The organism is Mycobacterium sp. SMC-21, assembly GCF_045310825.1.
In the GTDB taxonomy this organism is placed as follows: Bacteria; Actinomycetota; Actinomycetes; order Mycobacteriales; family Mycobacteriaceae; genus Mycobacterium.
In genome coordinates this window covers 329026-350852 of the sequence record NZ_JBJIAO010000003.1, presented here as the reverse complement: position 1 = coordinate 350852, position 21827 = coordinate 329026, and the positions used below count along the sequence as shown (strand labels likewise).

Genomic DNA, 21827 nt, shown 5'->3' with positions numbered 1-21827 from the left:
GTCAGTCGGCCTTCTTGCGGCGGCGCACCAGCGCCAGGCCCAGCGCCGCGGCGCCCGCTGCCACCGCCCCACCACCGAGCCACAGCGCCCACGCCGGCAGGCCCGGAGACGGGGCCTGCGCCTGCGTCGGGTCGGGTTTGACCAATACCGGGTCATGGCCCGGCATCGCCACCAGTGCCATGCCGTCGAGGGCCGACCAGTTCCGGTTATCGCGCCCGAGCCAGCTCAACAGCGAATCCAGCTGGGCGGCATCACCGTTGGATGTCGCGACCAACAGCACCCGGCCGCCGTGGTAGAGCGTCTGCAGCGAGCCGAAGCGCTGCGCCGGGTCCAGCGTCAACGTGGCCGGTCCTCCCGCGCCGTCGCTGGCCGCAACTGTGATGGGCCCCTGTGCACCGGCCGATACCGGCAATGTGAGGTCGTTCTGATCCCAGCCGTCCGCCGCAATCAGCAGAGCCGGTTGCGCGGCGGAGAGGGCCTGCGGGAACGGCACCACCTCCAGGTCCAGCGGACGTGCGCTCAGCCGCTGCAAGCCGGCCACGATCTCGACGGCGCGCGCGGTGTCGGCAAAGGCGTTGCCGCCCTTCATGCCGACCAGCACCCGCGGCATCAGCGCCTGCGGCAAGGACTGAAAGCCCAGCGGGACAGGTGGATCGGCCAGTCCGCTCTGCACCTCGGTGGCACCGTCGATGGTCAGTGTGATCGGCTGGTACTCCCCGCATCGCCCGGTGTTGCCGGTCGCTTCGATCGCGACATTTAGATCGGTGAATCTGGTCAGCATTCGGTCGGGAATGTCGATCCAGCGATCGATGGTGCCGGTGTTGTCCGTCGCCCAGCGCACCAGGTTGTTGCCGCCGACGCCGACGGTGATCTGTCCGCCGAGATTCGACGGCAGCGGCGTGTACGAACCCTGCAGATGCACCCGGACGCCCCGCACTGCGCGGCCGATCCGGGTCTGATCCAGTGGGATCACCACCCGCGGGTTGGTCAGCGCCGTCGCGTTCACGCCCGGCTGACCCAGGTCGCGGATGGTGGTGAGGTCCGGAACCAACTGGGCGACCGGAACCAGAGGCCCGGCAACGGCTTTCGAACTCAACGCCAGAGTCCACAGCTTGCTGGTCATCAGTCGGATCTGATTACTGATCGCGCCGGAGGGGCCGGTGATCAACAGCGATGGGAAGCCAGGCCCCGGTTGCAGCACAACACCGGTGTCCTTGCCCTCGCGGATCACGATCTGCCGTTCGAACGGTGCGGCTGCTGCCGGCGGTACGGTCGATCCGTCCAGGGTCCGCAGGATGATCCTCGTCTGCTGCCTGCCGTAATGCGCGGCGATCAATGCCGTCAGCTTGACCGCGGAATCCGACTCGACCGAGCTCGGCGCACTCGGAATGAATACGGTCAGCTGTTGCAGCACCGGTGGCAGGAACTCGCCGACCGCCCGCGGTGGTGCTTCGGCACCCGCGAAGGCCAGACCGATATCGGTCAGGCGCAACGGATTTGCCGGATCGAAAACGCAATTGTCCTGCGGTGGCGTCAGATTCACATGCAGACGGATGGTCGCCGAGTTGTCGACGATCCGCACACCGGCCAGCGGGATGCTGATGGGTGCCCGGTCCGCCGTCGGCAGCGGGACACGGGCGATGGTCCGATCATCCTGGATGACGGTGACCACGCCACTGAGCAGGTTCGGCGGTGCGTCGACAAAACCGTTCAGCGCCACCGGCACCAGCCCAGCCGGCACCGGCAACGTCAGCGTCGTGTCCGCCTGCAGGCCGTAAAAGGCCAGGGATCGGCCGAATCCCAGTGAATCCAACGACAGTGATGCAGCACTCGACGTCCCGCCCGGAGCATCCCCGGGGGCCGCGTGCACGACGACCGCCCCGCCCAAACCCAGCGCCAATACCGATAAACCGCTTATCAGAATCCTCGACAAACGAATCAGCACCGAATTCATAGTTGGAGAGTATTAGGAAAGCGGGGCGGAATCTGAACAATCCGGCGTAATCGCTGCGGTCCCATGGAATTCGAATCGCCCCTCACCCGATTCGGATGAGGGACGTGGTCAATTAGCGAGCAGACGCAGAACTGTCCATTTCAGCAGGGAGTCGACAGTTTTGCGCCTGCTCGGGAAATAACCGGGCGACCCATCTCTTGTCAGGGCAGCACCACCCGTCCCACCATGTCACCGGGCGGAGTATGCGCCGCACGTTCCACCGGTTCGACCGTCAGACCCAGCGCCGTGGCCCGCCCGATGTCCGAAACCATGACCGTGCGCGTCTCCCGGATCGGCGGACCCGACTGCACCGGAACACCGTCCTTCATCAGCCACACCTGGTACGACATGCCCGGCGGGGGCGGCGCGGCGCCATCGAACATCACCATGCCGTCCCCGCGCGTCCGCGAGTACACGACGGTCGCGGTACCACCGGTACGCAGGGCGGTGGAGACGCTGCGGACGTCCGGCGCTGTGATCACCTGTTCGGCGACCGGCGGCGCGGGCGGCGGCCGCAACATCCACCCCGCGGCGAACGCGCTGCCGACCACGGCGAGTATCGCGGCCGCCGCCAGAACCGCTTTGCGCCAACGATGTTCGCGGACCTGACTCCGGTTGCTGCGCAGAACAGCATCTCGCAGTGCCGCCGGTGGCGGCACGGCCGTGGCGTCCGACAGTGTCCCGAGGGTCTCCCGAGCCTCGGCCACCTGAGCCCGGAATGCCGCCACCACCGGCTGGGGTGACTCAGCCAATCGCCGGTCGATCTCCGCGCGCTCGGCGTCGGAGACCGCGTCGAGCGCGTACGGCACGGCCAGCTCCAGCAGTTCGAATTCCGACGGATCGCTCATGACTCCCCCAGACAATCACGCAGCTTGCGCAGCGCATCGCGCATCCGCGATTTGACCGTGCCGAGACTCGTGGACAGCCGCTCGGAGACCTCCACGTACGTCAGACCGTCGTAGTAGGCCAACTCGATCGCCTCACGCTGCGCGCCGGTGAGCGTGCCGAGGCAGCCCACCACCCGACGGCGATCGTCGCCCCGCACCGCCGCCTCGGCCACCACGTCCGACGGCCTCTCGAGATGCGTTGTGCCGTAGTTCCATTCACGCCGAGTACCCGCGACCTCCGCACGTACCCGATCGACCGCCCGACGGTGCGCCAACGTCATCAGCCAGGCCAGCGCCGAACCCTCGGCGGAGTCGTAAGCGGAAGCCGAGCGCCACACCTGCGCGTACACCTCCTGCGTCGTCTCCTCGCTGTAGCCGGGGTCCCGCAGCACCCGCAGGATCAGACCGAACACCCGGGCGCAGGTCGCGTCGTAGAACGACGCGAACGCGTCGTCGTCCCCGTCGGCGACGCGGCGCAACAGGGCACCGAGATCGGGGGCATGCTCGGACGATGCGGCCATCGTCGAGCAGCCTAGCGGCATCGGTCAGTGCTTGGCCTGGGCGAGCAGCTCACGGATCATGCCCTCGGTGACGGCGTAGTCGCCCTCGCCGAACTTGAGATGGCGCACGACGCCCGCGGCGTCGATCAGGTAGCCGGCCGGCCAGTACTGGTTCTGGTAGTTGTGCCAGGTGTCATATGAGTTGTCCAGGGCGACCGGGTATTTGATGTGCAGGTCGGCGGCACCCTTGATGACGCCGGCACGGTCGTGCTCGAACTGGTATTCCGGCGTGTGCACGCCGATCACGGTGAAGCCCTGGTCCTTGTAACGGTCATACCAACCGGTGACGTGCTCGATCGCACGCTGGCAGTTGATACAGGTGTAGGTCCAGAAGTCGACGAGAACCACCTTGCCGCGCAAGGCTTTCAGATCGAGCGGCGCATCACCGGGGGTGTTGAACCAGCTGTCGATGCCGACGATGTCCGGGGCGGTACCGCAGTCCTGCAGGACAGTCGCACCTTCGGCACAACTCGACAAGCCGACGCCGGCGGGCGCGATGCGCGCCTGCAACGTCGCGGTGTAGTCGGGAATCTTCCGCTGCACCGTGGCGGGCAGATTCAGCGCCAACGCCACCGCGGCGACCAGCGTGACCACCCCGGCAGCAACCCGGACCTGCCGCTGGCGCTGTTGAAATGCCTTGATGCGCTCGGCAACTCGCTGTCCCCCCAGAGCGAACAGCAGCAACGGCAGTGCGGTACCGACGGCGAACGACGCGGTCAGCGCGACGGTGTCCAGCCCGATGTGGCCGGTCGCCCCGGCCACCACGATGGCCGCCAGCACGGGTCCCGCGCACGGGGCGTAGAGCACGCCCAGCGCCAGCCCGAGGCCGAAACCCTTACGGCTGCCGGCAATGTCACGTTGCGGCAGGCGCGCGAACGGCGCTTCCAGCAGGCGCTCGACGCGCGGGAAGATCAGCCCGACACCGATGGCCGTGAGCGCCAGCAGGCCGGCCCAGCGGATGATGTCGGCCGGCAGGTGCAACTGTTGCAGCACGACGGTCCCGACTAGGGTCACCACGCTGAAACTCAGGACGAGTCCGGCGATCACCAGATAGGGGCGGCGATTGGTGCCGGAGAACAGGACCACGGGCAGGACCGGCAGGATGCACGGCGAGATGCCGGTGATCAGTCCGCCGAGGAATCCGATGAGGACGAGTGTGTGCATGCCCCGTATTCGGAGCCGGCGCCGATCCGGATTGGATTGCCGCCCGGAATTTCCCGCCGAATGCAAAACTGCCCCTCTCCCGAAGGAGAGGGGCAGTTCTATGTACGTGCGAAGGCCTACTTGGCCTTCTCGAGCACCTCGACCAGCCGCCAGCGCTTGCTGGCCGACAGCGGACGGGTCTCCATCAGCGAGACGCGGTCGCCGATACCGGCGTCGCCGTTCTCGTCGTGCGCCTTGACCTTCTTGGTGGTCCGGATGATCTTCCCGTAGAGCGGGTGCATCTTGCGATCTTCCAGCTCGACCACGATGGTCTTCTGCATCTTGTCCGACACCACGTAGCCGATGGCGGTCTTGCGGCTGCCGCGCTCGGTCTCGGTGGCCGGCGTGTGCTTGGGGCCCTTAGTTTCTGCCATGACTAATCCTTACCAACCGGCCCGGACGCCAGGCCCAACTCACGTTCGCGCAGGATCGTGTAGACCCGCGCGATCTCCTGCCGCACGGTGCGCAGCCGGCGGTTGTTCGACAGCTGACCGGTGGCCATCTGGAAGCGAAGGTTGAACAGCTCTTCCTTCGACTCGCGCAGACGCGTGGTCAGCTCTTCCTCGGTGAGCTCACGCAGTTCACCAGGCGTAACTCCAACTGCCATCAGAACTGCTCCTCTCGAGTCACGATGCGTGCCTTGATCGGCAGCTTGTGGATGGCGCGGGTCAGCGCCTCCCGGGCGATCTTCTCGTCGGGGTAGCTGAGCTCGAAGAGCACGCGACCCGGCTTGACGTTGGCGACCCACCACTCCGGCGAACCCTTACCGGAACCCATGCGGGTTTCGGCAGGCTTCTTGGTCAGCGGGCGGTCCGGGAAGATGTTGATCCAGACCTTGCCGCCACGCTTGATGTGCCGGTTGATGGCGATACGAGCGGACTCGATCTGCCGGTTGGTGATGTAGGCATGGCCCAGGGCCTGGATGCCGTAGTCACCGAAGCTGACCGAGGTGCCGCCGCTGGCGATACCGCGCTGCTCCGGGTGGTGCTGCTTGCGGTGCTTGACCTTGCGGGGAATCAGCATGCTTAGCTCTCCGTTGCTTCCGACGGCGCATCGCCGGCGGGGGCCTCAACAGCGACGTCCACAGCGCGGCCGGCCTCGGTGCTGGTCGCCGTGGTGCCCGACGAACCGCTGCGACGCGGACGGGTACCGGACGGACGATCCCGACGGGGACGGTCGGCGGCGGGAGCGGCGGCGGCGAGCTCACGCTTGCCACCGACGATGTCGCCCTTGTAGATCCACACCTTCACGCCGATACGGCCGAATGTGGTCTTGGCCTCGTAAAGGCCGTAGTCGATGTCGGCGCGCAGCGTGTGAAGCGGCACGCGACCTTCGCGGTAGAACTCCGAGCGGCTCATCTCAGCACCGCCGAGGCGGCCCGAGCACTGCACCCGGATGCCCTTGACGTTCGGCTGACGCATGGCCGACTGGATGGCCTTGCGCATGGCACGACGGAACGCGACACGGTTGCTCAGCTGCTCGGCGACGCCCTGCGCCACCAGCTGGGCCACGCCCTCGGGGCTCTTGACCTCGAGGATGTTCAGCTGAACCTGCTTGCCGGTCAGCTTCTCCAGGTCGGCGCGGATGCGGTCGGCCTCGGTGCCACGGCGACCGATGACGATGCCCGGACGTGCGGTGTGGATGTCCACCCGGACGCGGTCACGCGTGCGCTCGATCTGCACGTCGGCGATGCCGGCGCGCTCCAGGCCGGTGGCCAGCAGCTTGCGGATGGCGACGTCTTCCTTGACGTAGTCCGCGTACTGCTTGTCGGCGTACCAACGGGACTTCCATTCGGTGGTGATACCGAGGCGGAAGCCGTGCGGGTTGATTTTCTGGCCCACTACTCCGAGCCTCCCTTCGTCTCGGTCTTGGCAGCGGCGGCCTTGCTGCCCTGGGCACGACGAGCGCGCGCGGCACCGGCCGAAGCAGCCTTCGAGCCCTTGTCCTTCGCGGGACGGCTCTCGACGACCACGGTGATGTGGCTGGTGCGCTTGCGGATCCGGTACGCACGCCCCTGGGCGCGCGGCCGGATGCGCTTGGCGGTCGGGCCCTCGTCGGCGAAGACCGTGGCGACCACGAGGGTCGTCGGGTCCAGGCCCTCGTTGTTCTGCGCGTTGGCGGCAGCGCTGGCGATCACCTTGGCGACCGGCTCGCTGGCAGCCTGCGGTGCCCACCGCAGGATGTCGAGCGCCTCTTCGACGCTCTTGCCACGGACCAGGTCGATGACCCGGCGGGCCTTGCTCGCCGACACACGCACGAAGCGCGCCTTGGCGCTCGCGGACGGGTATTCAGTAACGGTAGTCATTAGCGGCGCTTGCTCTTCCGGTCGTCCTTGATGTGACCCTTGAAGGTCCGCGTCGGGGCGAACTCGCCGAGCTTGTGCCCAACCATCGCTTCGCTGACGAACACCGGCACGTGCTTGCGACCGTCGTGGACGGCGAAGGTGTGACCGATGAAGTCGGGGATGATGGTCGACCGACGGGACCAGGTCTTGATGACCTGCTTGGTGTTCTTCTCGTTCTGCGCGTCGACCTTCTTCAACAGATGGTCGTCGACGAACGGACCCTTCTTGAGGCTACGAGGCATCGTCTATTCCTTTCCGGCCTAGCGCTTCTTGCCGGTGCGCCGGCGGCGGACGATGAGCTTGTCGCTCGGCTTGTTCGGCTTGCGGGTGCGGCCCTCGGGCTTGCCCCACGGGCTCACCGGGTGACGACCACCGGAGGTCTTACCCTCACCACCACCGTGCGGGTGGTCAACCGGGTTCATCACGACACCACGGACGGTCGGGCGCTTGCCCTTCCACCGCATACGGCCGGCCTTACCCCAGTTGATGTTCGCCTGCTCGGCGTTGCCGACCTCGCCGACGGTGGCGCGGCAGCGCACGTCGACGCGACGGATTTCGCCCGACGGCATACGCAGCGTGGCGTAGGCGCCTTCCTTACCGAGCAGCTGGATGCTGACACCGGCCGAGCGGGCCAGCTTGGCGCCACCACCCGGACGCAGCTCCACAGCGTGGATGACGGTACCGGCCGGGATGTTGCGCATCGGCAGGTTGTTACCCGGCTTGATGTCGGCGTTGGGGCCGGACTCGACAACGTCGCCCTGCTTGAGGTCCTTGGGGGCGATGATGTAGCGCTTCTCGCCGTCCACGAAGTGGAGCAGCGCGATGTTCGCGGTGCGGTTCGGGTCGTACTCGATGTGCGCGACCTTGGCGTTGACACCGTCCTTGTCGTGGCGACGGAAGTCGATGACGCGGTAGGCACGCTTGTGACCGCCACCCTTGTGACGAGTCGTGATGCGGCCGTGCGCGTTACGACCACCAGTGCCGTGCAGCGGACGGATCAGCGACTTCTCCGGAGTCGAACGAGTGATCTCGGCGAAGTCGGAGACGCTCGAACCGCGACGACCCGGGGTCGTCGGCTTGTACTTGCGAATTCCCATTATCAGTTAATCCCTTAACTCCCGGCCGATCAGGCCGGAGCTCCGAACAGTTCGATCGGCTTGCTGCCGGCGGACAGGGTCACGATCGCGCGCTTGGTGCTCTTGCGCTGGCCGTAACCGGTGCGGGTGCGCTTGCGCTTGCCCTTCCGGTTCGCGGTGTTCACCGAGTCGACCTTCACGTCGAAGATCTTCTCGATAGCGATCTTGATCTGCGTCTTGTTGGACTCCGGCGCCACGATGAACGTGTACGTGTTGTCCTCGATGAGCCCGTAGGACTTCTCCGAGATGACCGGGGCCAGGATGATGTCGCGAGGATCAGTCACGGTAGCCATCAGGCCGACACCTCCTCTTTCGTGTTGGCGGTGATGTAGGCGTTGAGCGCCTCCACCGAGAACACCAGGTCATCGGCGTTCAGGACGTCGTAGGTGTTCAGCTGATCCGGCGAGATCACGTGCACACCGGGCAGGTTGCGGACGCTCTTGGCGCCGACCACATCGCTGCGGCCGATCACGACGAGCACCTTCTTGTTGTCGGTCAGCGACGACAGGAACGACTTGGCGCTCTTGGTCGACGGGTTCTGACCGGCCACCAGCTCGGTGATCGCGTGGATGCGCTCGTTGCGGGCCCGGTCCGACAGCGCGCTGCGCAGGGCAGCAGCGATCATCTTCTTCGGGGTCCGCTGGCTGTAGTCACGCGGCTGCGGGCCGTGGACGGTGCCACCACCGGTGAACTGCGGGGCGCGGGTCGAACCCTGACGGGCGCGGCCGGTGCCCTTCTGGCGGTACGGCTTCTTGCCACCACCGGAGACCTGGCCACGCGTCTTGGTGGCGTGGGTGCCCTGGCGAGCGGCGGCCAGCTGGGCCGTCACAACCTGGTGCATCAGCGCGATGTTGGGCTCGACGTCGAACAGCGCGGCGGGCAGCTCGACAGAGCCGTCCTTCTTGCCGTCCGGGGTCTTGACGTCAATAACCTTTACAGAAGTCATTACTTCTCGCCTCGCTTAATTGCGGTGCGGACAACCACCAGTCCACCGTTGCGGCCCGGGATGGCGCCCTTGATGAGCAGCACACCGTTCTCGGCGTCGACCTTGTGAACCTTCAGGTTCTGGGTGGTGACGCGGTCGCTACCCATACGGCCGGACATGCGGGTGCCCTTGAAGACACGGCCCGGGGTGGCGCAGCCACCGATCGAGCCGGGACGACGGTGCACTGCCTGGGCGCCGTGCGCGGCGCCCTGGCCACGGAAGCCGTGGCGCTTCATGGTGCCGGCGAAGCCCTTGCCCTTGCTGGTGCCGGTCACGTCGACGTACGCGCCGTCGGCGAAGATGTCGGCGGTCAGCTCCTGGCCGACCTCGTACTCAGCAGCGGCGGCCTCGTCGTCGAGACGAAGCTCGGCCAGGTGCCGGCGCGGGTTGACGCCTGCAGCGGCGAACTGACCGGTGACCGGCTTGTTCACCTTGCGAGGGCTGATCTCGCCGTAGGCGAGCTGCACGGCGCTGTAGCCGTCGCGCTCGGTGGTACGGATGCGGGTCACCACGTTGGGGCCGGCCTTCACGACCGTGACCGGGACGACTTTGTTGTTCTCGTCGAACACCTGCGTCATGCCCAGCTTGGTGCCCAAAATGCCTTTGCGTGCCATTTTTCTGGGTCTCCTACTGGATGTTGACGTCGACGCTCGCCGGCAGATCGATGCGCATCAAGGCGTCAACGGTCTTCGGCGTGGGGTCGAGGATGTCGATAAGGCGCTTGTGGGTACGCATTTCGAAATGCTCCCGCGAGTCCTTGTACTTATGGGGAGACCGAATGACGCAGTACACGTTCTTCTCGGTCGGCAGCGGCACCGGGCCGACCACGCTTGCCCCCGTACGGGTGACCGTCTCAACGATCTTGCGCGCCGAGGCGTCAATCGCCTCGTGGTCGTAGGCCTTGAGCCTGATGCGGATCTTCTGTCCCGCCACGCTTCTCCTACCTAACTTCTCACGGGCCCGTGCTCGGGCCTGGTCTTCGATGCGCACGCCCCGGGACACCCGATGACGCGCGCTGGCTATGCCGCCGCTCTTTACGTTTCTGTGGTTCACCGACCCCCGCGCTCGGGCGTGTCGCCTTTGCGCACAGTCGTCCGCGTTGGAAATTCCATCGTGGGCGATGCTGGGACCGGATGCGCCCGAGATGGGCGCCGGTCGTATGCCCGCAGCGGGCGGACCCGGCGCAAGGCAACCCGAACAGTATGCCCCAGATCCGGGCTCGCTCCAAATCCACTGCGGAGCAGTTCGGCGCGCCCGGGTTCTACCGCCGGTCCTGCGGCGATTCTACGGCGCGAGCCTGGTTGTTCGAGTGGACGCCGCTCTGGTTTCTCGGTCAATGGAGGCTGTTCAGTTGACTCGGTATGCAGGGCGCAGAAGTACGAGTGGGGAGCGCCCCAGGGGTCAACGCATGGCCCGCCGGTTCTTCCCTTGACTCTGTACGGGTGGCGCAAATGTGCGAGTGGGCCGCCGCCAAGCCGCGAAATCAGCGTCGGCACTAAACTTACTTTTGAGTAAGATCGACGCATGTCGACACTGAGCCCCACGTACCGCGCCTGGAAGCAACTCTCCGGACAGCCCGGCGGCAGCCTGCTGTTCTCCGCGGCCGCGATGGTGCGGGTGCCGTACTTCGCGTCGGTCCTACCCCGGGTGGTGACGATGGAACCGGGTTACGCCGAGGTGGCGGTGCCGAAGTGGTTCTTCGTCTACAACCATCTGCACACGGTGCACGCCATCGCGTCGTGCAACGCCGCAGAAGCCGCCATGGGCATGGCGATGGAAGCGACCGTGCCGACGAGCCACCGCTGGATCCCCAAAGCCATGAACGTGCGGTACCTGGCCAAGGCCACGACCTCTCTGCGGGCGCACGCGCGGGTCGACGTCCCCGACTTCGAGACGCTGACGAGAGGCACCGATGTCGTCGTATCGGTCTCGGTGGTCGACGCCCGGGGCGAAGAGGTCGTGCACGCCGACATCACGACGTGGGTGACGCCCGCCTAATCGAGATAGGTGCCGTGACCCTCGCGCACCAGGTCACCGTCGAAGATCAGCACCTCGTTGACCAACTGACCGCGGTGGTTGCGGTAATTGATGACGAGCGCCTGCGTCCCGATATAACTGGCCACGATCTCGAAGTGCAGCTCCGGCACCGCAGCCAGCGCGGTGGTCCAGTACCGCCGCAGCGCGTCCTTGCCCCGCACCACTCCCCCGGATTCGGGCACCACGCGCGCCGCGACGGGTGAGGTGAAGACGACGTCGTCGTGAAAATGCGCCAGGACGGCCTCGACGTCGTGGGCGTTCCAGGCCGCACACCACTCACGGGCGAATCGGTCCGCATCGGGAAGCGTCATGCCGCCCTATCGAAGTGGACGCACACCTCGGCGGGCAAGGCATTTTCCGTGCGTCGAGCGTGCGACCCGCCGAGACGCCACGCCGCTGACGGCACCAGAATCCCCCACGTTCGACGTAGTAGTCAGTGCTGCAGAGTCGCCCAGAACGCGCACTGGTGTACCTGGTCGTAGTCCGTGACCAATCGACTGCCATCGGGGCGCAGCGACATGCGGCTGTCATGCTCTTCGCCGGCCAGCTGCGGCCATTCCGGCGCGCCGTCGGCACTCGGCCGGCCATCACGGACGAACGAGCTCCAGTAGTCGATCATCTGATCCGACAGGGCGACCTGCGGCGGCGTCGGCGGCGGCGCGCCACCCATGTTGAAGATGTAGCGCAGGTCCAGAGAGTGGCTGGCACCGACAGGGAAAGGCAAGTGGCGCAACGGATCCGGCGTCGGTGGCGCCGGGTCGGCGAACTCGTAGCCATAGACCGGCGCATCGCCCACCAGCGCGTCGCCGATGCGGTCGGCCACGCACGCGAACGCGGCGTCGGTGACTGCCGTCGAATAAGCGACCGCGGCGCTGCCCCCGTAGCGGTCCAGCGGGTAGTGCGTCGCCACCGCGCCGGCGTCGGCGCCGAACGTCGACTCCAGGAGGCGCGGGTAGGCGTCGGCATGGAACCGCTTGCCCGCGCGGAGATACTGCAGCGCGACGAAGAGGGTGAATTCGTCGCGGGTGGTACCGATCATCACCGGCACCCGGGCCGCAGCGCCGTCGCTGATGGCCCGCATCGGGTCGACCGGCAGCAGCGTTGTCCCGGAGACGGGCCCGCTGAGCATGTTCTCGCCGATTCCGTAGTACCACACCGGTTTTCGCAGTTTGTCGACCGGCAGACGGCGCAGACAATCGGCGGCGTCCGCCACATCCCCGCACCCCGCCGCCTGCGCATAGGTCAGGCTCGCCCGCGTGGCCTCCGGTAGTGCGCCCTGCGCCTGGCACGGCCCACTCGCGATGATGGCGCCGCGGAAGAGACCGGCCGAGTCGGGGGCGACGAGATGGTCGCACACCGACATCCCGCCGGCGGATTCACCGGCGATGGTCACCTTGTCGGGATCGCCGCCGAACGCGGCGATGTTGTCGCGCACCCAGCGCAGCGCCGCCTGCTGATCGGCCAGCCCGTAGTTGCCGACGTCGGGACCGCTACCCAGTGCGGGGTGGGCCAGGAAACCCAGCGCACCGAGGCGGTAGTTGACGGTCACCACCACGACGTCGCCGCGTGTGGTCAGCCGAGTCGAGTTGTAGATGCTGCTGGAGCCGTTGATGAATCCGCCGCCGTGCAGCCACACCAGCACGGGTCGACGTTCACCGGAGGCCCGCACCGGCGGCGTCCAGACATTGAGCGTCAGGCAATCCTCGCTGGTGTTACGGCCCATCTCGAGGTCGCCCTTGGGATCCTGGATGCAGCGCGCGCCCGGCTTGCTGCCGTCGAGCGCGCCGTCCCACGCGAGCGCGGGCGCCGGCGGCCGGAAGCGCAATGGTCCCAATGGTGGTGCGGCATAAGGAATTCCACCGAAGAACCGTAGGTCCGGATTGACCGTCCCGCGGACGGTCCCCGATGCGGTGTGCACCAGCGCCGGATCGGCGGTCACCGCGTCGGGCGCGACGACCGTCGCACCTTCACTGTGCGAGTCCAGGCCACAGCCGGCCACCAGCAGCACCGCGGCAGCCACTGCCGCAGCGCGCTGCAGCAGTCTGGGCGAATGGGCGGACGACACGACCACCCAGCGTACTGAACGCCCACCGAATGCAGCTCAGAAATATTTCGCGCGACCCCCTCCCCAACGGACATCGAACGACCTACACTCCACTTGACAGCTGTCAAGTTTGCGTCTGCGTGAGGAGTTCAATGACTGCACCCACCACCGACGAGGCCGCGAAGGTCCTCGCCGACCCCTCCGCCTACGCCGACGACGATCGGTTGCATACCGCCCTGACCCGCCTCCGCGCCACCAATCCCGTTGCCTGGGTAGACAATCCGCCGTACCGGCCGTTCTGGGCGATCACCAAGCACGCCGACATCATGGCCATCGAGCGCGACAACAACCTCTTCATCAGCGAGCCCCGCCCGCTGCTCATGAAGGCCGACGCCGAAGATCTGCTGAAGGCACAGGCCGAGGCGGGGATCGGGCTGCGCACGCTCATCCACATGGACGACCCGCACCACCGGAAGATCCGCGCCATCGGCGCCGACTGGTTCCGCCCCAAGGCCATGCGCGACCTGAAGGTCCGGGTGGACGAGCTCGCGAAGCGGTACGTCGACCGGATGCGCGACATCGGCCCCGAGTGCGACTTCGTCGAGGAGATCGCGATCCAGTTCCCGCTCTACGTGATCATGTCGCTGCTCGGCCTCCCCGAGGAGGACTACGACCGCATGCACACCCTCACGCAGGAGATGTTCGGCGGCGACGACGAGGAGTACTCACGCGGCCAGACACCGGAAGAGCTGTTCGCCGTGCTGCTCGACTTCTTCCAGTACTTTGCCGCGCTGACCGCATCCCGGCGGGCCAACCCGACCGATGACCTGGCGTCGGCGATCGCGAACGGCCGCATCGACGGCGAACCGCTCAGCGACATGGACACCGCGTCCTACTACGTGATCGTGGCCAGCGCCGGTCACGACACCACCAAGGACGCCATCTCGGGTGGGCTGCACGCGCTGATCCAGAATCCCGGCGAGCTGGCCCGCCTGAAGGCGAATCCCGAGCTGATGTCCACGGCCGTCGAGGAGATGATCCGGTGGAGCACGCCGGTGAAGGAATTCATGCGCACCGCGACCGCCGACACCGTCGTGCGCGGGGTGCCGATCGCCGCAGGCGAATCCGTCTATCTCGCTTACGTTTCCGGTAACCGCGACGAAGAGGTGTTCACCGATCCGTTCCGGTTCGACGTCGGGCGCGAGCCGAACAAGCACCTGGCGTTCGGCTACGGCGTGCACTTCTGTCTGGGTGCCGCACTGGCGCGCATGGAGATGAACAGCCTGTTCTCCGAACTGCTGCCCCGGCTGGACTCGATCGAATTGGCCGGTACCCCGGAGCTTTCCGCGACGACGTTCGTCGGCGGCTTCAAGCACCTGCCGATCCGGTACTCGCTGCGCTGATGCGATGAGTCGCGAGGAAGCCGTCGACGGCGGCGACGGCGATCTCGCGATAGTCGAAGTCGGGCAGGGTGCTGAGCTTGCCGAGCACGATCGGGCCGAGTAACAACGCCGCGGCGCGGACCCGGTCGACGTCGCCCAACTCGGCGACGGCCTCGGGACTGGACAGCACTGCCTCGAACGGGGCGGCGTACTGCTCGGCCACGCGTTCCCGCAAGTTACGGACCTCGATGCTCTCGGTCCCCGCCGTGCCCCACGGCAGGTGTTCGAGGTTGCCACCGAGCGTCAGCCACGACATGGCCGCCAGGCTGACCGGCGCCTCGGCGATCAGTTCCGCCTGCGCGTGCACGAGCGCGATCAACCGCTCGCGCAGGTTCCCGTCGGCGAGCGGCACGGGAGCCGGCGGGATGAGCGCGTGAAATGCCGCTGCCAGCAAGTCATTTCCGCTGGCATAGTGCCGATAGAGGGTCGCCCTGGCCACGTTGGACGCCCGGACCACCGCATCGATGGTGACGGCGCTGGGACCGCCGGCGCGCAGGAGGGCGGTCGCCGCCTCGAGGAGCCGCGCCCGTGACCGGGCCGGCCGGGGGTCGCCGTATTCGCTGGACAACGCAGTTCACCTTCCGGACGACAAACAAGACTGTTAGTCTTGTTTGAAGATCATCAGTCTTGAAACTACCGGAAGGTGGCCGCATGGCCGACAAGGCGAGCGTGGTGAGCCCCCGGGCCGGTACCACGCCGCCGACGGCCGCCGCGCCCATCGCGCGGAACCGCACCTGGACACTGCTGGTGGCGTGTTCCGGTGTGCTGGTGGTGATTTCGTCGATGGTCGCGCTCAACACCGCGCTCGGTGACATCGCCATGGCAACGTCGGCGAACCAGACCCAGCTGACCTGGATCATCGACAGTTACACACTGACACTGGCCTGCCTGCTGCTGCCCGCCGGCGCCCTCGGCGACCGCTACGGCCGGCGCGGTGCCCTGCTGTTCGGTCTGGCCATCTTCGCGGCGGCCTCGATCGTCCCGGCGGTCAGCACCGATCCCTTGCACATCATCGGCGCCCGCGCGGTCGCCGGAGTGGGCGCCGCCTTCATCATGCCGGCGACGCTGTCCCTGATCACCGCGTCGTACCCGGCCGACCAGCGCACCAAGGCGGTGGGCATCTGGGTCGGGATGGCCGGCTGTGGCGGCGTGTTCGGCATGCTGGGATCCGGTGTGCTGCTGCACTTCTGGCCCTGGCAGTCGATCTTCTGGGCCTTCGCCGGCGCCGGACTGGTCCTGATGGTCATGAGCACGACCATCACGACGTCGCGCGATGCGGAGGCCCGCACCTTGGACGTCGCCGGCGCGATCGTCATCGCCGCCGCGGTCGCCGCGCTGGTGTACGGCATCCTCGCGGCACCCGATCGGGGCTGGACACATCCGGTGGTGCTGGGTGGTATCGCCGGCGGCCTGATCCTGGCCGGGGCGTTCACGATCATCGAGCTCCGGGCCCGGTACCCGCTGCTGGATGTCCGGCTGTTTCTCGATCGCCAGTTCGGCACCGGAGCCGCGGCCATCACGGTGCTGTTCCTGGTGATGTTCGGTTTCTTCTACCTGGCGATGCAATTCATGCAACTGGTCATGGGCTACAGCCCGCTGGGAACCGCACTGGCACTGTCCCCGCTGGCGGTGCCGATGCTCATCCTGTCCCCGCTGTCGTCGTGGTACCTGCCGAAGCTGGGATTGCGCCTCGTGGTGCTCATCGGCCTGGGGCTGCTGTCCGCCGGCCTGCTGTCACTATGTCTGGTGCGCATCGACTCGTCGTACTGGGCCCTGGCGTGGCCGCTGCTGGTGGTGAGCACCGGAGTCGGAATATTCACCGCGCCAACGACTTCAGCGATCATGACATCGGTACCGGACGGCAAACAGGGGGTGGCGTCGGCGGTCAACGACACCACCCGGGAGGTGGGTGCCGCCCTCGGCATCGCGCTGACCGGCTCCCTCCTGGCAGCCGGATACACCAAACAGATCGGGCCCGCCGTGGCCGGTTTTCCGGCTCCGGTACAAGACGCCGCACGCGGCTCGCTGGCCGGTGCGGTGGCCGCGGCGCCCCATCTGGGCCCGGTCGGTGGTCAGCTCCTGGCCGTGGCCCGCGTGGCGTTCCTGCACGGCATGCAGACAACACTCGTGGTGCTGGCGTCGATCACCGCGGTCGCGGGCGTACTGATCGCATTCTGGGCGCCCGGCCGCGACCGCACACCGCCCAACAACTAGTCACCACAGGCATTTTCATGCGACGTCTCCGCCGCGCGGCGGTCACGCCGCGATGAACCCGGCGGCCCGGTGCGCCAGCATGACGATGGTCGCGTGCGGGCCCCGGCCGGTGATGCCCGGCAGCGCGGCGCCGTCGGCCACCCACAACCCGTCGACGCCGCGCACCCGGCACTGCGGATCGAGGACGGCACGCTCGTCGCCGTCGGCCCCCATCGGCGCCGTGGCCGCCAGATGCTGCGCCGTGGACCAGGCGGGCTCGCCACCGGCGACGGCGTCACCGAACAGGTCGCGGCACAGTTCGTGACCGGCGTGCAGCGCGGCGGCATCGGCCGGGTCGGCGTCATAGCGATGTTCGATGATGGGACGGACGTCGGGATCGTCCGACACCAGCAGGACCCGGCCCAGCGCGCGCGGCCGCATCAGGGAGATGCCGAGGTGCACCGGGTCCGCACCGGCGGCGACCCCGCCGGTCATGGCCGCGAAACCCCACGTGTACGGCCGGATCTCCAATTCCTCAGTGGTGAGCAGCAATTCGAGCGGCGGGCGCCCGGGCTCGGCGGGCCAGGTGGTCGGCACCACCCATTCCGGATGATCGGCGCACGCGGCCCCCACCGGCAGGTCCGCCACCACCGGCACGCCGACGCCCCGCAACTGCGCGGCCGGGCCGATCCCGGACAGCAGCAACAGATGGGCAGATTCAATTGCCCCGGCGCACAACACGATCCGGTCGGCATACCGGTCCGCCACCCCCTCGGGACCGAGACACCTGACCCCCACCGCACGGTCACCGTCGAACAACACCCGCAGACCGCGGGTACCGGCGAGCACCGTCAGGTTGTCCCGGCCCCGCGCGGCCGTCAGGTAGACCTCGCCCGGACCGTGCCGGTGGCCGGTGTCATCGATGTTGAGTGGCACCGCACCCAGGCCGGGCCGGACCCCGGCCGCGGCGTTGAGATCGTCGATCCAGGGGTACCGGCCGCCCGCCGCATCACGGAAAGCCTGTGAGGACGCTGCGAATTCGCTGAGACGGCGCACCGGGACCGGGCCGGCCGCGCCGTGCTCGGCACCGTCGCCGAAGTCGTGGTCCGTCTCGATGGCGCGATAGTGCGGCAGGACGTCGGGCCACGACCAGCCCGGCACCGCCCAGGCCGCGAAGTCCGCCGGCCAAGCCCGGCAGAAGTAGCCGCCGTTGATCGCCCCGGACCCGCCCAGCACCCGCCCGCGCACGATGTCCGCGGACCGCACCGGATTCTGCGTCAGCGTCGTGCGGTGCTGTCGCGCCACCGTGCTGTCGACGCCGATGGGCAGCACCCAGCCCGGTTCCGGGCGGATCGTGCCGCCGGTCTCCAGCAGCGTCACCCGGCAGCCGGGGTCGGCCGAAAGACGCTCGGCCAGAACGCAGCCGGCGCTGCCGGCCCCGACGATCAGGACGTCATCGCGACGTGGGCTCAAGTCCGGATCTGCGGCTTGAGCGCACCCAGATGCCGCTCGCGCACCACGCCGCCCCACAGCCCGAGACCGTAGGCGATGTCGTCGAGGCGCTTCAGCAGCAGGTAGGCCAGCAGGCCCACGCGCTGGGTGTTGTCGTCGACCGTGTGGTGGCGGCGGGCCCAGTCGACGACGCCGTCCACGATCGCGGCGATCAGCACCACTTGACGCCAGCGCCGGAAACAGACCGCCAGCACGAGAGCCACCGGCCAGTAGTGCCGGCACAGCGCCGCGGCGAGTTGCAGGGCCGCGGCCCACAGTCCCTGCGCGGCGACGGCGGCGACCTCACGCGGCTCGGTGTCGACCGACCGCAGCGAGTTGGCGATGCGCCGGCCGGTGATCGCGGCGGCGATGGTCGACGCCAGGTAGCCCACGCCCGACCCCATGGCCAGCAGCACCCAGACCACCAGCGTCCAGCCGGAAATGACCAGCGGCGCCGTCTTGCCCGGGTGCCGCACCGACAGCGGTGCGGCCGAGGAGCCGTAAAAGGCCTTGCGGGTGAACCACTCTCGCAGTGCGGTGCGGTGATCGTGGCCGACGAGCGCGATCGGTTCGTACCGCAGCCGGGCCCCGGCCTCGATGAACCGCCAGCACAGGTCCACGTCCTCGCCGGACTGCAGCGACTCGTCGAAACCGCCCACCTGGTCCAGCGCCGCCCGCCGGCAGATGATGGCCGCGCTCGGCACGTAGGCCACCATGCCGTACGGCACCACCGGGGCTTCCCGCATGCCGAGGTCGAGCGACGACCGCACCGCCTCGTAGCGCGCGATCAGATTGTCGGGCTCGTGCAGGCCGACGATGCGCGGCGCGACCAACGCGACGGCCGGGTCGCAAAAGTGCCCCAGCAGCGCTTCCAGCCACCCGCGACGGGGCACCACGTCCGAGTCCAGGAACGCGACGAAGTCGGTCTCGCAGGCGGCCAGCCCGGTGTTGCGGGCCGCGGCCGGGCCCCGGCTGACGTCGTGCCGGAGCACCCGGACGTCGCAGTGGCCGGCCAGGTCGCAGAAGTCCGCGGCCTGCAGTGGCACCACCGAGCCGTCGTCGACGACGACGACGCGCATGCCGCGCAGGGACCGCACCAGCCGGGCGACACCAACGGCGTTGTCACGTACCGGAATCACGACGGTCACGTCGAGGTGCGACGGCCCGGTCGCCGGCCGTGGGTGCGCCACCGTGGCGTCGAGCAGCGTGCGGGCCAGCTGCGCGCTCTGGGCGTCGTGCACCTCCAGGCGGCCACGGTCGAGCATCGTCTGCGCCGCCGGAGCCAGCTTCAGCAGTCGCGTCGGTGAGCCACCGAGCAGCGCGGCGCCCTCACCCAGCACCTTGACTCGGCGATCCACTTGGACGGCAAAGCCGTCAGGCAGCCGCGGCCCAGTCACTGTCCCACCCCCGTCACGCGAGCATCCCCCCAGAGCTCGGCTGCCATGCGCTGATCCGGCGCACGGAGCCGTCGACCATTTCTGCAAAGATACGGGACCCTTCGACGGCGGTGGCAGTCGTCGGATCGCCCAGCACCCCGACCGGGCTGACCGCCGCCACCCCGCCGCGACGCAATGCCGGCAGCAGCTCCGGCAACGGTGCGGTGTTGCCGACGACACTTTCGTCGACCCAGACGTCGGCCGGTGAAAGGTGCAGCAGTACAGACGTTTCGGTATGGCCCGCGTGGGCGTCCGCGCCGGCGGCCGCACACGGGCACCAGGCCACGTCGCGCCCCTCGGCCCGCAGCAGCGTGGTCGCCGCCGTCAGCGCCGCGACGTTGCCACCGTGGCCGTTGACGAACACGATCCGGCCGGCCCAGTTGCAGGCCGACCGCCCGAACTCGACCAGCAAATGTTCCAGCGCCGCCAGGCCGATCGAGATGGTGCCGGGAAAGCTCTCGTGCTCACCGCTTGCCCCGTAGCTGATGGCCGGCGCGACCAACCACGCCGACTGAGCGACGCCGTCAGCCTGGTCAGATTCCGCAGCCTCACACAACCGCGCGGCCACGGACCGCGACACCGCCTCAGCGATCCGGGTATCGGTATCCAGCGGCAGGTGCGGCCCATGCTGCTCGGTGGAACCAATCGGGACGATCAACGAAGGCCGCAGGGATTCCAACTGCCTCGACGTCGAGTTCCCGAGCTCGATGGGAAAAGGCACCCGCCGATGGTAAGCCGAATTTGCCCGCTGTGCGCCAATTGTTGCCGTATACGCAACAATTCGTAGCGAATGGTCAAATCACCGCGGTTGTCAAGACCCCGGCGACCATCACGTCAGCCACGTCAGCACCGCGCGTATCAGCGGACCCGTCGAATCCCGCCGGACCGCCCGGCGGCTCAGCCGCCCAGCCGCCGGGTGAAGCCTTCCGGCACCAGGATGTCGTCCGGCCCGAGGTCGTGAATCGACCCCTTGCCCAGACCACGCAGTGCCGAGTCGATACCGCCGTGCATGATGTCCAGCACGTTCTCGACGCCGGCCTGCCCCTCGGCCGCCAGCCCCCACAGGTAGGCCCGGCCGAGCATGACCGCCCGGGCACCCAGCGCCAGCGCCTTGACCACGTCGCTGCCGCGACGGATACCGCCGTCCAGCAAAACCTCGACCTGGTCGCCCACGGCCTCGGCGATGGCGGGCAGCGCCCGGATCGACGCGGGGGTGCTGTCGAGGTTGTTGCCACCATGGTTGGACACCGAGATGGCCGAAACACCGGCATCCACAGCACGTTTGGCGTCGTCGATGCGCATGACGCCCTTGAGCATGAACGGGCCGCCCCACAGCTCGCGCAGCCAGGCGATGTCCTCCCAGGTCGGCGCCGGTGTACCCATCCATTCGCCGTAGGCGTGGAAGAACGGCGGCGCGGGCTGACCGTTGATGGCCTGGTTCGGCACGCACAACTCCGGCGGACGCAGGGTCTTGCCCCAGGTCCACATGTAGCGCGGCTTGGTGATGACCTCAGGGCTCATCTTGATGATGGTCTTGATGTCCATCTTTTCCGGGATCTTGGGGCTGCCCCAGTCCCGGCCGTGGCTGAAGCTCCAGTCGGTGGTGACGATCAGCCCCTTCGCGCCGGCCGCGCGGGCCCGCTCCGCCCGGGCCGCGATGTCGTCGCGGCTGCCGAGCCAGTAGATCTGGAAGAACGTCTTGGGGTTGGCCGCGATGACCTCTTCCATCGGCTTGCTCGCGAATGACGACAGCCCCATGGCGGTGCCGCGGGCCGCGGCGGCGCGCGCGACGGCGACCTCACCGTCGGGGTGGATCGCCTGCACACCGGTCGGAGAAATAATCACGGGCAGTGAAATCTCTTGACCCATAACCGTTGTGGACATCTCACGCTTGTCCAGCGCGCCGATGACGTGCGGCGCGAAACCGAGCTCACCGAACGCCGCGACGTTGTCGGCGACCGTCAGGCCCTTCTCGCTCGCCGAGATCAGCGACGAATAGGCCGACTTGGGGAGCCGCTTCTTCGCGCGCTCCTGCGCGATCGCGACGGTTTCGAACCAGGTATCACGGGCCATGAT

General features: G+C 67.9%; 24 protein-coding genes and 1 pseudogene. 3 read left to right on the top strand and 22 right to left on the bottom strand.

The genetic code is table 11. The annotated features are described in order from the left end of the window. Nucleotide 1 precedes the first annotated feature (1 nt). From ACJH6H_RS05470 to rpsJ, 15 genes and pseudogenes are all read right to left on the bottom strand, one after another. Nucleotides 2-1900, bottom strand: coding sequence for a hypothetical protein (locus ACJH6H_RS05470; RefSeq protein ID WP_406774386.1), 1899 nt, complete (start codon nucleotides 1898-1900; stop codon nucleotides 2-4). A 254-nt stretch (nucleotides 1901-2154) separates the two neighbouring features. Beyond that, a complete protein-coding gene (locus tag ACJH6H_RS05465) occupies nucleotides 2155-2841 on the bottom strand; it encodes an RskA family anti-sigma factor (RefSeq protein WP_406774385.1) in 687 nt (228 codons plus the stop codon). Continuing rightward, entirely contained in the window at nucleotides 2838-3401 is a 564-nt protein-coding gene (gene sigK / locus ACJH6H_RS05460; protein ID WP_406774384.1) for an ECF RNA polymerase sigma factor SigK, read from the bottom strand. The genes ACJH6H_RS05465 and sigK overlap by 4 nt, the downstream gene beginning before the upstream one ends. A gap of 39 nt (nucleotides 3402-3440) precedes the next feature. Further along, nucleotides 3441-4604, bottom strand: a pseudogene (locus tag ACJH6H_RS05455) (cytochrome c biogenesis protein/redoxin); the annotation flags it as partial. A 116-nt stretch (nucleotides 4605-4720) separates the two neighbouring features. Then, entirely contained in the window at nucleotides 4721-5017 is a 297-nt protein-coding gene (gene rpsQ, locus ACJH6H_RS05450; RefSeq protein WP_212806911.1) for a 30S ribosomal protein S17, read from the bottom strand. 2 nt (nucleotides 5018-5019) lie between these two features. Beyond that, on the bottom strand, nucleotides 5020-5250 hold the full coding sequence (gene rpmC, locus ACJH6H_RS05445; protein WP_061002778.1) for a 50S ribosomal protein L29: 231 nt from the start codon (nucleotides 5248-5250) through the stop codon (nucleotides 5020-5022). Then, nucleotides 5250-5666 (bottom strand): 50S ribosomal protein L16, encoded by a 417-nt coding sequence (gene rplP / locus ACJH6H_RS05440; protein ID WP_020101406.1) that lies wholly within the window; start codon nucleotides 5664-5666, stop codon nucleotides 5250-5252. The genes rpmC and rplP overlap by 1 nt, the downstream gene beginning before the upstream one ends. Before the next feature lie 2 nt (nucleotides 5667-5668). After that, complete coding sequence (gene rpsC / locus ACJH6H_RS05435; RefSeq protein ID WP_061002779.1) at nucleotides 5669-6484, bottom strand: 30S ribosomal protein S3; 816 nt, start codon at nucleotides 6482-6484, stop codon at nucleotides 5669-5671. Next, nucleotides 6484-6948: a 50S ribosomal protein L22 gene (gene rplV, locus ACJH6H_RS05430; protein WP_212806912.1), complete on the bottom strand. Its 465-nt coding sequence runs from the start codon at nucleotides 6946-6948 to the stop codon at nucleotides 6484-6486. Before rplV ends, rpsC begins: the two co-directional genes overlap by 1 nt. Next, nucleotides 6948-7229, bottom strand: a complete 282-nt coding sequence (gene rpsS, locus ACJH6H_RS05425; RefSeq protein ID WP_020101403.1) for a 30S ribosomal protein S19 — start codon at nucleotides 7227-7229, stop codon at nucleotides 6948-6950. Before rpsS ends, rplV begins: the two co-directional genes overlap by 1 nt. Before the next feature lie 18 nt (nucleotides 7230-7247). Continuing rightward, a complete protein-coding gene (rplB, locus tag ACJH6H_RS05420) occupies nucleotides 7248-8084 on the bottom strand; it encodes a 50S ribosomal protein L2 (protein ID WP_061002785.1) in 837 nt (278 codons plus the stop codon). 29 nt (nucleotides 8085-8113) lie between these two features. Next, nucleotides 8114-8416 (bottom strand): 50S ribosomal protein L23, encoded by a 303-nt coding sequence (gene rplW / locus ACJH6H_RS05415; RefSeq protein WP_029119743.1) that lies wholly within the window; start codon nucleotides 8414-8416, stop codon nucleotides 8114-8116. Beyond that, the gene (gene rplD / locus ACJH6H_RS05410; RefSeq protein ID WP_212806913.1) at nucleotides 8416-9069 is read right to left on the bottom strand and encodes a 50S ribosomal protein L4; all 654 of its coding nucleotides are present in this window, start codon (nucleotides 9067-9069) and stop codon (nucleotides 8416-8418) included. The genes rplW and rplD overlap by 1 nt, the downstream gene beginning before the upstream one ends. Continuing rightward, on the bottom strand, nucleotides 9069-9722 hold the full coding sequence (rplC, locus tag ACJH6H_RS05405) for a 50S ribosomal protein L3 (protein ID WP_212806914.1): 654 nt from the start codon (nucleotides 9720-9722) through the stop codon (nucleotides 9069-9071). The genes rplD and rplC overlap by 1 nt, the downstream gene beginning before the upstream one ends. Before the next feature lie 13 nt (nucleotides 9723-9735). After that, nucleotides 9736-10041 (bottom strand): 30S ribosomal protein S10, encoded by a 306-nt coding sequence (gene rpsJ, locus ACJH6H_RS05400; protein WP_003883485.1) that lies wholly within the window; start codon nucleotides 10039-10041, stop codon nucleotides 9736-9738. A gap of 591 nt (nucleotides 10042-10632) precedes the next feature. On the opposite strand from rpsJ, the gene ACJH6H_RS05395 reads away from it, so the two are divergent. Then, nucleotides 10633-11106, top strand: coding sequence for a hotdog fold domain-containing protein (locus ACJH6H_RS05395; RefSeq protein ID WP_406774383.1), 474 nt, complete (start codon nucleotides 10633-10635; stop codon nucleotides 11104-11106). Here the strand turns inward: ACJH6H_RS05395 and ACJH6H_RS05390 are convergent. Both ACJH6H_RS05390 and ACJH6H_RS05385 read right to left on the bottom strand, forming a co-directional pair. Beyond that, on the bottom strand, nucleotides 11103-11456 hold the full coding sequence (locus ACJH6H_RS05390; protein WP_212806916.1) for a nuclear transport factor 2 family protein: 354 nt from the start codon (nucleotides 11454-11456) through the stop codon (nucleotides 11103-11105). The two genes, ACJH6H_RS05395 and ACJH6H_RS05390, sit on opposite strands and share 4 nt — an antisense overlap. A gap of 122 nt (nucleotides 11457-11578) precedes the next feature. After that, nucleotides 11579-13216 (bottom strand): carboxylesterase/lipase family protein, encoded by a 1638-nt coding sequence (locus ACJH6H_RS05385; RefSeq protein WP_212806917.1) that lies wholly within the window; start codon nucleotides 13214-13216, stop codon nucleotides 11579-11581. A 125-nt stretch (nucleotides 13217-13341) separates the two neighbouring features. Between ACJH6H_RS05385 and ACJH6H_RS05380 the strand changes: the two genes are divergently transcribed. Further along, on the top strand, nucleotides 13342-14592 hold the full coding sequence (locus ACJH6H_RS05380; protein ID WP_212806918.1) for a cytochrome P450: 1251 nt from the start codon (nucleotides 13342-13344) through the stop codon (nucleotides 14590-14592). On the opposite strand, the gene ACJH6H_RS05375 is transcribed toward ACJH6H_RS05380, so the two are convergent. Then, a complete protein-coding gene (locus tag ACJH6H_RS05375) occupies nucleotides 14558-15199 on the bottom strand; it encodes a TetR/AcrR family transcriptional regulator (RefSeq protein WP_212806919.1) in 642 nt (213 codons plus the stop codon). The two genes, ACJH6H_RS05380 and ACJH6H_RS05375, sit on opposite strands and share 35 nt — an antisense overlap. Before the next feature lie 83 nt (nucleotides 15200-15282). Between ACJH6H_RS05375 and ACJH6H_RS05370 the strand changes: the two genes are divergently transcribed. Beyond that, nucleotides 15283-16845 (top strand): MFS transporter, encoded by a 1563-nt coding sequence (locus ACJH6H_RS05370; protein WP_212806920.1) that lies wholly within the window; start codon nucleotides 15283-15285, stop codon nucleotides 16843-16845. A 42-nt stretch (nucleotides 16846-16887) separates the two neighbouring features. Here the strand turns inward: ACJH6H_RS05370 and mftG are convergent, their stop codons facing one another. The 4 genes from mftG to mftD form a co-directional block, all read right to left on the bottom strand. Next, nucleotides 16888-18297: a mycofactocin system GMC family oxidoreductase MftG gene (gene mftG, locus ACJH6H_RS05365; RefSeq protein ID WP_406774382.1), complete on the bottom strand. Its 1410-nt coding sequence runs from the start codon at nucleotides 18295-18297 to the stop codon at nucleotides 16888-16890. Further along, the gene (mftF, locus tag ACJH6H_RS05360) at nucleotides 18294-19712 is read right to left on the bottom strand and encodes a mycofactocin biosynthesis glycosyltransferase MftF (RefSeq protein WP_226519501.1); all 1419 of its coding nucleotides are present in this window, start codon (nucleotides 19710-19712) and stop codon (nucleotides 18294-18296) included. The genes mftG and mftF overlap by 4 nt, the downstream gene beginning before the upstream one ends. A 13-nt stretch (nucleotides 19713-19725) precedes the next feature. Continuing rightward, nucleotides 19726-20511: a mycofactocin biosynthesis peptidyl-dipeptidase MftE gene (gene mftE / locus ACJH6H_RS05355; RefSeq protein ID WP_406774405.1), complete on the bottom strand. Its 786-nt coding sequence runs from the start codon at nucleotides 20509-20511 to the stop codon at nucleotides 19726-19728. Nucleotides 20512-20648: 137 nt separating this feature from the next. Next, nucleotides 20649-21824: a pre-mycofactocin synthase MftD gene (gene mftD / locus ACJH6H_RS05350; protein WP_226519502.1), complete on the bottom strand. Its 1176-nt coding sequence runs from the start codon at nucleotides 21822-21824 to the stop codon at nucleotides 20649-20651. Nucleotides 21825-21827: the final 3 nt, after the last annotated feature.

Coding starts and splice junctions, on each gene's coding strand:
- ACJH6H_RS05465 (WP_406774385.1), bottom strand. CDS start 2,841: ATGAGCGATCCGTCGGAATTCGAACTGCTGGAGCTGGCCGTGCCGTAC.
- sigK (WP_406774384.1), bottom strand. CDS start 3,401: ATGGCCGCATCGTCCGAGCATGCCCCCGATCTCGGTGCCCTGTTGCGC.
- rpsQ (WP_212806911.1), bottom strand. CDS start 5,017: ATGGCAGAAACTAAGGGCCCCAAGCACACGCCGGCCACCGAGACCGAG.
- rpmC (WP_061002778.1), bottom strand. CDS start 5,250: ATGGCAGTTGGAGTTACGCCTGGTGAACTGCGTGAGCTCACCGAGGAA.
- rplP (WP_020101406.1), bottom strand. CDS start 5,666: ATGCTGATTCCCCGCAAGGTCAAGCACCGCAAGCAGCACCACCCGGAG.
- rplV (WP_212806912.1), bottom strand. CDS start 6,948: ATGACTACCGTTACTGAATACCCGTCCGCGAGCGCCAAGGCGCGCTTC.
- rpsS (WP_020101403.1), bottom strand. CDS start 7,229: ATGCCTCGTAGCCTCAAGAAGGGTCCGTTCGTCGACGACCATCTGTTG.
- rplB (WP_061002785.1), bottom strand. CDS start 8,084: ATGGGAATTCGCAAGTACAAGCCGACGACCCCGGGTCGTCGCGGTTCG.
- rplW (WP_029119743.1), bottom strand. CDS start 8,416: ATGGCTACCGTGACTGATCCTCGCGACATCATCCTGGCCCCGGTCATC.
- rplD (WP_212806913.1), bottom strand. CDS start 9,069: ATGACTTCTGTAAAGGTTATTGACGTCAAGACCCCGGACGGCAAGAAG.
- rplC (WP_212806914.1), bottom strand. CDS start 9,722: ATGGCACGCAAAGGCATTTTGGGCACCAAGCTGGGCATGACGCAGGTG.
- ACJH6H_RS05395 (WP_406774383.1), top strand. CDS start 10,633: ATGTCGACACTGAGCCCCACGTACCGCGCCTGGAAGCAACTCTCCGGA.
- ACJH6H_RS05390 (WP_212806916.1), bottom strand. CDS start 11,456: ATGACGCTTCCCGATGCGGACCGATTCGCCCGTGAGTGGTGTGCGGCC.
- ACJH6H_RS05380 (WP_212806918.1), top strand. CDS start 13,342: ATGACTGCACCCACCACCGACGAGGCCGCGAAGGTCCTCGCCGACCCC.
- ACJH6H_RS05370 (WP_212806920.1), top strand. CDS start 15,283: ATGGCCGACAAGGCGAGCGTGGTGAGCCCCCGGGCCGGTACCACGCCG.
- mftD (WP_226519502.1), bottom strand. CDS start 21,824: ATGGCCCGTGATACCTGGTTCGAAACCGTCGCGATCGCGCAGGAGCGC.